Genomic DNA, 9,178 nt, shown 5'->3' on the forward strand with positions numbered 1-9,178 from the left:
CTCAGGAAATGCGGATATGAGCCCGTCTAAATCGAATCTGCTTTAAGACTCAATCGGCACGGCTGCGGTCGAAGCCGACATCGCGCAGGATGTGGTTGCCCACTTCCCTGCGGAGGTTCTCGATAGACTCCAAGGTCATGGAAGGCGGCTTAGGGTCATTAGCGGGGCGGCGCATCGCCCAGATGACCTCAAAGCGGAATGCGAGCCCTATAAAGGGCAAGGGTAAGACGTACGGTTTCATGGCTACCTACAGCAGAATGCGTTGAAGCGACAGGGAGGGCGGGGTGGCGCGTGCGAGACATGTAAAGTCGTTCAGACATGTGACGCCTCCTCTGGCTGTAGATGTGAAACCGGCGGACCTGCCGTTGAGCAGCCCAAATACATGATTCTCTGCCATGTTGCCAGAGTGTCGCATCCGATTTCATCCGGATCGGTATGGTTGACGGAGCACTCCTTCACTTGGTCTTACAATAGGAGTCTGGCACGGACCGGCCCTGTCAATCGAGGCTCTGAGTGCTGTCTCCGCACTTGAGAAGGCGTCAGTAGCCGTATCCTTGCGGCCGTTCCAGTAGGGGCAAGGAGTGATGCTCCTGTCAGGATTACTGAAGTAGCACTAGCAATCAGATGATCACATTGGCGGAGATGACGGTCGATCTCATCTCTCGGATGGCTCAACGATGTTGATGTTGCTCGCAACTAGGGTCAGAGGCACAACCCGCTCACTAATATCCTCGGGATAGGAAAACGGCAGGATCTTTCTCGAACCTCGATCAGATCATCCAGATCCAACAGCACATCTATCTCCTCGGCCTTTACCGAATCGTGGACAACGATCGTGAGCTCGTACGGGACGTGTTCCAGAATTTCGCTCATGGTTTCCGCCGTCGCGCATGCAATCTCGAGATATCGCCGCTTGGTAACCCTAAGTACACGCCCAGAGGCATCAACAGCGGCCGGGTTGTGACTGTGGCCCAGCGGGCCGAGATCGTCGACGGGAAGAATCCGTGAGTGAGGGAAGTCTGGTGAATTGAATCGGCCCGGTAACTCTCGGTCGCTGCCTTCGCGGACAGCATTACCTGCGATTATCATATTCAACCATCCTTAGATTTTACCGGCGAAATCAACCACCTCCCGATGTAATGTACATATATAGTGATGTACTAATCAAGAATCGCTCGTAGAAATTCTGAAGCAATTTAGTGAGCTACAGTAAGGGAAACTACGTATTATAGTCTTTTCAGCCGGTAGCGGACCATCTTCTTAATCTATTCCTCACGTGATCCACGAATTCTAGCCTTACCCGATTTCGGCACGTCAGGGGGGCGTGCGCTTCTCGCAGCGAGGCGGGCGGGCTGGTGAAAAACAATAAAACTGCTGAACAATCTGACGCTTCTAGCCAAGATCGCGATTCCAGTTGCGATCTTTGTTGCCATGTCTGTCGGTCTGATCTTCATGGCCGACCGCGGACTAATCATCATGGCGGCTGACACGGAGCACCTAGTGAAGAACGAGGTCGCACGCCTGACGAAGATTCTGCAAATCGACGCGGAGGTGAACCAGGCGAGCATTCAAGAGAAGAACCTAATTCTCATCAACGCGGCCGAGCAGGATCGTTTCAAGAGCGGCGAGGCAGTGTATCAGGAGTACAAGGCGGCCACACTTCAGCACACTGAGGAATTGCTGCATCTCTCCGAAACTGCCGAAGGCCGCAAATTCAATGAAGAGGTATTGGCAACGCTGAATGCCTACTTCAGTCTGACGGATAAGAGCGTTGCCGCTGCGATTGAGGACAATGATGCGGTGGCTCTGGCGACCTCCAATGGAGAGGGTCGTGACCTTCGTATAAAAGTTCGTGAGCTATTGAAGGCGGGTATTGAGGCAAATTCTAAGGCTGTTGAAAAGGCAGCAGGCGAAGCACACGAGTTTGCGAGCCAGACATCAGCGAACCTGATCATTGCGGCGGCGATCGGCATTCCATTGACCCTTGGCCTCATTGCAGCCATCATGATTTCCGGTGTCGTTCGCCCCTTGACCCGGATCACGGCGGCGATGGGACGCCTCGCCCGAGGTGATCTTGCCGTCGATGTTAACGGGATCGAGCGCAAGGATGAGGTCGGTCAGTTGGCCCGTTCGCTCGAGGTCTTCAAGGACAATGCTATTGTGGCGCGCCGGCTTGCCGCCGAGCAGGAGGCTGAGAATGACGCCAAGATGCGGCGTGCTCAGGCTCTGGACCAATTGACCAGGGACTTTGAGCGGAAGGTTTCCGCCATGACACAGGGTCTCGCCTCTGCAGCTACGGAGATGGAGGCTGCCGCTCAGACCATGACATCCATAGCAGAACAAACCAACACTCAGACGGTCAATGCCGCATCGGCAGCCGAGCAAACCTCGGCCAACGTTCAGACAGTGGCTGCAGCGACCGAAGAGCTGTCGATTTCCATCCGGGAAATTGCCTCACAGGTAAACCAGTCATCCCGCATTGCGGAGCGTGCGGTTCAGGATGCGCAGCGCACCGACACTATCGTACAGCAGCTCGCCTCCACAGCCGAGCGGATCGGCAACGTGATCGCCATGACCAATGCTCTGGCAGGACAGACGAACCTACTCGCGCTCAACGCCACTATTGAGGCCGCTCGTGCGGGAGAAGCCGGAAAGGGCTTTGCCGTGGTCGCCTCTGAAGTAAAGGAACTTGCCAAGCAGACGGCTAAGGCTACGGACGAGATCTCGGCCCAGATTGCATCCGTGCAGCAGGCTACCCGCGAGGCAGTGGAGGCGATCCACACGATCACTAGGACAATTGGCGAGATGTCTCAGATCTCGGTGACCATCGCGGCGGCCATGGAGGAGCAGGGTGCGGCGACGAGTGAGATTGCCCGGAACGTGCATGAGGCCGCTCGTGGGACTGAGCATGTCACGGGAAACATCAGTGATGTGCGCCGGGGTGCTGGTGAGGCCGGTGCTGCTGCTTCTCAGGTATTGAGCGCTGCCCAGGAGCTCGCTCGCCATTCCAATAGCTTGGGGGGCGAAGTCGGTGACTTTCTTCGCGGGGTGAAGGCAGCCTAACACAGGCACTCTGAGCCAGATGGCAGATACCGGCGGACTGATCTCCACCGGTGCGGCTCTACCCCTCGTGAAGCCTTAACTGAAGAGCGCCCTCTCACGAGGGGCGCTTTTCCGCTTTATACCTGAGGACGCTAAGCACAGAAGCATTTTCCGAGCAGAACAATTTGTGCATCGGTGAGCAGCGGCGAAGTCACGAATGTTTCGAGGGCCTTAGGGTCGCCGCTGACTTCGAATAATCCCGGCTCTTCCTTTGAAGGTGAGACAGTCATGCCTAGGAGCTTGTCGATTGACTTCTCACGCTGCCTCTCTGGTTCGAGACCGATGGGCTTCGGGTAATACATGCATGCTGGCATCCGCGCGAGATCGATATGATGCGTGCATTCACCCACGCCGACGGCCGACTGACGGATCCTGGTGTGTATGCCTCGTTCTCAAAGGGGCACCCGGCACGCATTGCTGCAGAGATCCTGCTGAAGGGCCAAGAAATTCCGCTCCCGGTGGGCGTGTACTTTCTCGACAAAGACGGCCATGAACGCACCAACACGCGTATCCGCTGGTAGGATGATGGAGCGATCAATACAAGACCGCAGCGCTCGTTGATCCGGAGACGATTGCCCAATTCCCCGAGATTGAGATCAGCCCGGACATGCGGCTTGCCTACAACCATGCAAAGCCGGTGATCTTCGGTCACTACTCGCTTCAGGGGCAGGCGCGCATGACAGACCATCGCTGGCTCTGTCTCGACTACTCCGTTGCGAAGGGTGGTCACCTCGCCGCTTACCAATGGGACGGTGAGATGGACCTAGATCCCGCCAAAATCGTCTACGTGAGCTAAGGAAAAGGCCGGCCCTTCGCCCGGCCTTTTCAACTATGCAGCATCGTCGGCGGCATCGCCACCTATGTCATTGGCCTGAAGATCGTGCATAAGCAGGCCTGCGTTCTGTCGAACTTTACCCTCAATCTCGGCTGCGATCTCCAGATTGTCGCGCAGGAACTGCTTGGCGTTCTCACGACCTTGTCCCAAACGCTGGCTATCGTATGAGAACCAGGCTCCCGACTTCTCGACAACACCAGCCTTCACGCCGAGGTCTATGAGTTCGCCCATCTTCGATACTCCCTCGCCGAACATGATGTCGAATTCAACCTGCTTGAAGGGTGGAGCGACCTTGTTTTTGACGATCTTCACCCGCACCTGGTTACCGATCGGTTCGTCCCGATCCTTCAAGGTGGATATCCGGCGAATGTCCAAGCGCACGGAGGCATAGAACTTCAGCGCGTTCCCACCCGTGGTTGTTTCGGGGCTTCCATAGGTCACGCCGATCTTCATCCGAATCTGATTGATGAAGATCACGACCGTATTGGTGCGGTTGATTGAACCCGTGAGCTTACGAAGCGCCTGGCTCATGAGCCGAGCCTGCAGGCCTGGACGGCTTTCACCCATCTCGCCTTCGATCTCGGCTTTCGGCGTCAGGGCCGCGACGGAATCGATAATCACTACATCGATCGACCCCGAGCGTACAAGGGTATCGGCGATCTCAAGCGCCTGCTCACCGTGGTCTGGCTGAGAGATGATGAGATCGTCAAGGTTTATGCCCAGCTTGCGGGCGTAGACTGGATCAAGCGCATGTTCCGCATCCACGAAAGCACAGACGCCGCCCTTCTTCTGGGCCTCCGCGATCGTATGTAACGCTAGCGTTGTTTTTCCTGAGGATTCCGGCCCATAAATCTCGACGATACGCCCCTTGGGGACCCCGCCGACGCCAAGCGCGATATCCAGCCCAAGTGACCCGGTTGAAATCGTCTCGACCTCAACGACCTGCTCCCCGCCGAGGCGCATAATCGAACCCTTACCAAAGGCACGTTCGATCTGAGCAACAGCAGTCTCGATTGCCTTGTTCTTATCCAAGCTCATGGAGGCTCCGCACGTCCGAATTTCGGAATTGAGGAAAGGCTACCCCAAACCGTGCAGAGAAGCTAGAACAAAACAGGAACTGCGGTGAAATGTCAGCAGAACCGCTGGGTTATTCCATGGCTGAAACGATCCATGGCGTCCTAGAATGGGCTACGATGAGAGAAGATCAACTTGGCAGCGGAAGCACCGACATATCAAATTCCAAGGGTCGTTTGAGGGCTCTGCTGCTCTTCGTCCGTGTTCAGCGTGGATAGGGATACGCCCAGGAGGCGCACCGGCCTCGCGACCGGGAGTATGGACACCAAAAGGCCAGTCGCGATCTCCTCCAATTGGCTCCGGATATCGACAGTCCTCATCAAGGTCCGGCTGCGGGAAATCTGCTGAAATTCCGAGAATTTGACCTTAAGCGTGACCTTTCGTCCCCTCACACCGGTTTGACCGCAATACTGCCAGACCTCGTCGATGATTGGCTGCAGAGCCGCCTTCATCGGCGCCAACAGACTTCCGGGTCCGGCCGGCCGGACCGGGCGGTGATCGACGCCTCTGGCGAGCCAGCAATAATAGCTCCCGGCCTTGCTGAAGCGCTCCTGCAAGAAGGGGCCGGAACAAGAACTGATTGGGTCGTCCCAAACGGCCTCGGTGTGCCAAAGTGGAGGTGTTGAGCACCACTTGAGGGCGGCGTCCATGGGAGAGGTTAGCACGATTGGGGTTGATCTGGCGAAAAGCGTGTTTCAGGTCCACGGGGCTGATGCATCGGGAGCGGTGCTTTTCCGCAGCAAGCTGCGGCGGCACCAGGTTCTCGCGTTATTCTCGGCTCAGCCACCCTGCACTGTGGCGATGGAGGCCTGCGGCAGCGCTCATTACTGGGCGCGCGAGATCGGCAGGCTTGGTCATCTGGTTCGATTGATCCCGCCGGCTTACGTGAAGCCCTTCGTCAAGCATCAGAAGAACGATGCGGCCGATGCCGAGGCGATCTGCGAGGCGGCCCAGCGCCCGACCATGCGCTTTGTGGCCCCTAGGAGCGAACAGGCTCAAGCCGCAGCCACCATGTTCCGGACACGCGATCTCCTGGTGGGACAGCGAACTCAGATCATCAATGCCCTGCGGGGGCATCTGGCCGAGTTCGGGCTCGTGGTGGCCAAAGGGCCGGCTCACGTTCCGCACCTCGTGCAGGCGATCGAGGATGGGACTGAAACGATACCGGAACTCGCCCGACCGATCCTGAAGATGCTGGTCGAGAGGCTCCATGGCTTGGACGAGCAGATCGCCCGTCTGGATCGCGAGGTCGCCGAGAGGGCCAAGACAGATGCGACGGCACGGCGGCTGATGACCGTTCCCGGGGTGGTCCGGTCACCGCGGTGGCCCTGACGGCCCTTGCTCCGCCGGCGGATACATTCAAGCGCGGACGGGACTTTGCCGCCTGCCGAGGAGGCGGTGCTGACGGCCGCCATGCTCGACCGCCTGCTGCACCACTCGACGGTGGTGCAAATCAGTGGCGAGAGCTATCGGCTCAAGGACAAGCGGCGCGCTGGCATGGTGGTGAAGCCAAAGGAATGATTGGGATAAGAGCGGGGTGGTTCAGATTTGAATCGGCGCGCTCGCTCAAAGTGGGTCAGAATTCAACCGGCGTTGACACCTGGGTGGGGCTCACACCTCTACAGCATCCGACGGGCAGCAAGCAGAAGCTGGGAGCCACCTCGAAGATGGGCGAGCGAACCTTACGTCGCTTGCTGATCATCGGCACGAACAGTGTCCTGCTCTGGGTCGCCCGCCATGGCGCTCCTGCAGGGTCGTGGATCGCCCGCATGCTGGCACGCAAGCCGCCGATGCTGGTGCGGGTAGCGTTGGCCAACAAGATGGCCCGCATCATCTGGGCCCTGATGGCGCGAGGTGAAGTGTATCGGGCTCCGGCCGCGGCGGCATAAGCAGCTGCGTCTGCGAGGCTGTTGGAGCGTAGGAAGGTCGAAGGAGAGATATGGCGCAACGGTCAACGAAACGGGGTCCCGTCGATGACTTGGTTTCTGTCAAAGGTCCGGCCAGAGCTGCCAAACTCCACGAAGCCCCCCGCCGAGAGCTTCGATAACGCGTCCTTGGAGGCTCGAACCTCAGGAGGTAGGAGCAATGCCTCAAGCTTCTGGAAGAAGGAAACACCGTCCATATCCACCTCGCAAGCCGTTCCGAGAGATATAGGCATCTCTCGATAAATCGCAGGACAGGCCTTACGGAACGCATCCAACCAACTGGGACCCTGAGACCCGGACCGGGTCAAATCTATTGTTCAGGCCCTGTCGAGGCGATGAAGTCCTCAATCGACAACTGAGCCGGATTCCTGGGCTTCGGCTTCGGTCGATGCCGAACCGCTTCTGTGGAGGCGACCGCTTTACGCTGACTGACCGGAGTACTCTCGGCCTTGGCCTTCTCAATCCGAGCCTTCGCCTTGTCGCGCGCAACAGCCTCCTCGGAAGCCGGATTGTCCTCAAGCCATTTCCCGCGCTTGAGCACTTCGTTCACACGCCCCTGATTGACACCCAGCTGGAACGCGATCTCCTGCTGGGTCATATCGGTGGTCTGGTTGAGCTCAATGATGCGTCGGGCGAGCTCAGGCGTCATCTTCTTGCCCGCAATCCGCCGCGCCGGCCGGATCGTCCGATTGGCCCGGTCCCGCTCCTTCAGTTTCTCCAGGATCGCCAGAGCCATGTGCATGCCCTGCTCGCGCAGCGCCAGCTCGAACTCCTTCAGGGTCGTCAATGAGGCACACTCCATCAAGATCAGTTTGGCCCGACAGGTAAGGGACTGTCGTGACAGGCCTCCAACGCCATCCAAATCGGGCAAAAGTCAGTACCCCCGCCCCCATAATCCAGGGAAATCGTGATTTGCCAAGATCACTGCGACTCGATGCACAACGGAGTTTGCAGCAACCGCACCGTTACCGTGCGGCGGCTCGACGACCGCTGACTTGCGCCTGCTGATGAGCCTGCAGGTAAACCTCGCGATTCTTCTTGAAGGTGGCAGCCCGCTCCAGCGATTTGAGGATCTTTTTCTGACTCGGAACTGCCTGCTGTGCATAGCGAGCGCACAGTCGCGCTACCGGGAACTCGATTGTAACCTCAGGGAGATTGCCGGCGATTGCCGCACGGATGGCCTCCACCTGAGCGCCATCGGCTGGGACTTGGCCATCCTCGCCCAGCACGATCATGAGGTCCTTCACCACATCGGCCATGGCGCGGGTCAGTTCCCGACCGGGCTTGGCGCTCGCGATCTCAACGTACTCGAGACGGCTCAAGGTGATCGCGAGGGCCCAACTCACCGCAGATCCAACTTCAGCAAAGCAGGCGCCGCTGCTCTCTCTGCCAACCTAAGCACCGACTTTTTCAACGAAATCTGCCACTACCGGACCTTCCTGTTCCAAGATCTAATCTCAGGAAAGCCCGTTCATGGAACGAGACCGTCTTCCCCAGGCGTGCTCAACCCATAGACCTCAGCGATCCTCTCCAACAGCCGTCCACTTGCTGCATACTCCTGTAAGTCTTGAGCGAGCTGATTGTCGACGATCAGGTGAGAAAGGCCGTGGACCAGAGCCCATGCGCCCAGGGCCGCGTCACGTGGCGATGGCGACCCTCCATCGAGGGCCGCCCGTTGCAGGACACCGAATGCCTTCTGAGCTGCTCGCTCAAGCTCGGGATGTGATTGCCGATCCAACCCGCTGCCGAACATCAGCCGGAACAGACCCGGATGAGCCGAGGCAAAGCGCAAGTAACCTTGGCCAAGGGCCAGCATTCGGTTCTCCGGTGTGGCGGCTGCCGCCGCCTCGAATGCCAACCGCAACTGCCGAAAGCCGTGAGCCGCAACGGCAGCTAGCAGGGCTTCCCGCGTGGGGAAGTGCCGGTAGGGCGCATTGTGAGAAACCCCGGTAATGCGAGCCGCCTCGCGCAGACTGACAGCAGCTGGACCGTCCCGCTCGATCAGTTCCGCCGTAGCCTCGATAAGGGCATGTCTCAGGTCCCCATGATGGAAAGGTTTGTTCGTATCCGTCTCACGTGTTGACAATGTCAACATCCCCTTACATGTTGGCGCCGTCAACTTGGCCGATGACACTCAGCCGTCAAGCCTAGAGCCTCATTATGCTGTTTTTTGTGTTCATCTTGACCGCAACGCTCGCTGCCCGCCTAGTTGTGAGTTCTGATCAGGTTGTTCCGGCGAGAG

The 9,178-nt window shown here is 58.2% G+C and carries 10 protein-coding genes and 3 pseudogenes; 6 read left to right on the top strand and 7 right to left on the bottom strand.

Translation table 11 applies throughout. The features are described from left to right. Window positions 1-702 precede the first annotated feature (702 nt). On the bottom strand, window positions 703-1,089 hold the full coding sequence (locus LG661_RS23655) for a hypothetical protein (RefSeq protein WP_230534447.1): 387 nt from the start codon (window positions 1,087-1,089) through the stop codon (window positions 703-705). 276 nt (window positions 1,090-1,365) lie between these two features. Here LG661_RS23655 and LG661_RS23660 point away from each other — a divergent pair, with 276 nt between their 5' ends. Continuing rightward, entirely contained in the window at window positions 1,366-3,063 is a 1,698-nt protein-coding gene (locus LG661_RS23660; protein ID WP_230534455.1) for a methyl-accepting chemotaxis protein, read from the top strand. A 131-nt stretch (window positions 3,064-3,194) separates the two neighbouring features. Here the strand turns inward: LG661_RS23660 and LG661_RS23665 are convergent, their stop codons facing one another. Then, entirely contained in the window at window positions 3,195-3,404 is a 210-nt protein-coding gene (locus LG661_RS23665) for a hypothetical protein (RefSeq protein WP_230534448.1), read from the bottom strand. A gap of 27 nt (window positions 3,405-3,431) precedes the next feature. On the opposite strand from LG661_RS23665, the gene LG661_RS23670 reads away from it, so the two are divergent. Together LG661_RS23670 and LG661_RS23675 are read left to right on the top strand one after the other, a co-directional pair. Continuing rightward, complete coding sequence (locus tag LG661_RS23670; RefSeq protein ID WP_230534449.1) at window positions 3,432-3,623, top strand: hypothetical protein; 192 nt, start codon at window positions 3,432-3,434, stop codon at window positions 3,621-3,623. Window positions 3,624-3,709: 86 nt separating this feature from the next. Continuing rightward, window positions 3,710-3,898, top strand: coding sequence for a hypothetical protein (locus tag LG661_RS23675; RefSeq protein ID WP_230534450.1), 189 nt, complete (start codon window positions 3,710-3,712; stop codon window positions 3,896-3,898). 33 nt (window positions 3,899-3,931) lie between these two features. Here LG661_RS23675 and recA read toward each other — a convergent pair whose 3' ends face one another. Together recA and LG661_RS25610 are read right to left on the bottom strand one after the other, a co-directional pair. Continuing rightward, a complete protein-coding gene (recA, locus tag LG661_RS23680) occupies window positions 3,932-4,975 on the bottom strand; it encodes a recombinase RecA (protein ID WP_230534451.1) in 1,044 nt (347 codons plus the stop codon). A 194-nt stretch (window positions 4,976-5,169) separates the two neighbouring features. Continuing rightward, window positions 5,170-5,661 (bottom strand): DinB/UmuC family translesion DNA polymerase, encoded by a 492-nt coding sequence (locus LG661_RS25610; RefSeq protein ID WP_407666835.1) that lies wholly within the window; start codon window positions 5,659-5,661, stop codon window positions 5,170-5,172. Here LG661_RS25610 and LG661_RS23690 point away from each other — a divergent pair. The 3 pseudogenes from LG661_RS23690 to LG661_RS23700 form a co-directional block, all read left to right on the top strand. Then, window positions 5,660-6,405, top strand: a pseudogene (locus tag LG661_RS23690) (IS110 family RNA-guided transposase); the annotation flags it as partial. The gene LG661_RS25610 and the pseudogene LG661_RS23690 overlap by 2 nt on opposite strands. Next, window positions 6,398-6,532, top strand: a pseudogene (locus LG661_RS23695) (ATP-binding protein); the annotation flags it as partial. The pseudogenes LG661_RS23690 and LG661_RS23695, both read left to right, overlap by 8 nt. Before the next feature lie 80 nt (window positions 6,533-6,612). Further along, window positions 6,613-6,900: pseudogene (locus LG661_RS23700) on the top strand (transposase); the annotation flags it as partial. A 346-nt stretch (window positions 6,901-7,246) separates the two neighbouring features. Here LG661_RS23700 and LG661_RS23705 read toward each other — a convergent pair. The 3 genes from LG661_RS23705 to LG661_RS23715 all read right to left on the bottom strand — a co-directional run bounded on the left by LG661_RS23705 (window position 7,247) and on the right by LG661_RS23715 (window position 9,022). Continuing rightward, window positions 7,247-7,723 (bottom strand): sigma factor-like helix-turn-helix DNA-binding protein, encoded by a 477-nt coding sequence (locus tag LG661_RS23705; protein ID WP_230534452.1) that lies wholly within the window; start codon window positions 7,721-7,723, stop codon window positions 7,247-7,249. Between the two features lie 178 nt (window positions 7,724-7,901). Beyond that, window positions 7,902-8,282, bottom strand: a complete 381-nt coding sequence (locus LG661_RS23710) for a hypothetical protein (RefSeq protein ID WP_230534453.1) — start codon at window positions 8,280-8,282, stop codon at window positions 7,902-7,904. A gap of 125 nt (window positions 8,283-8,407) precedes the next feature. Next, the gene (locus LG661_RS23715; RefSeq protein ID WP_230534454.1) at window positions 8,408-9,022 is read right to left on the bottom strand and encodes a TetR/AcrR family transcriptional regulator; all 615 of its coding nucleotides are present in this window, start codon (window positions 9,020-9,022) and stop codon (window positions 8,408-8,410) included. Window positions 9,023-9,178 lie beyond the last annotated feature (156 nt).

The sequence above is a fragment of the Microvirga roseola genome (assembly GCF_020866965.1).
GTDB lineage: Bacteria > Pseudomonadota > Alphaproteobacteria > Rhizobiales > Beijerinckiaceae > Microvirga > Microvirga roseola.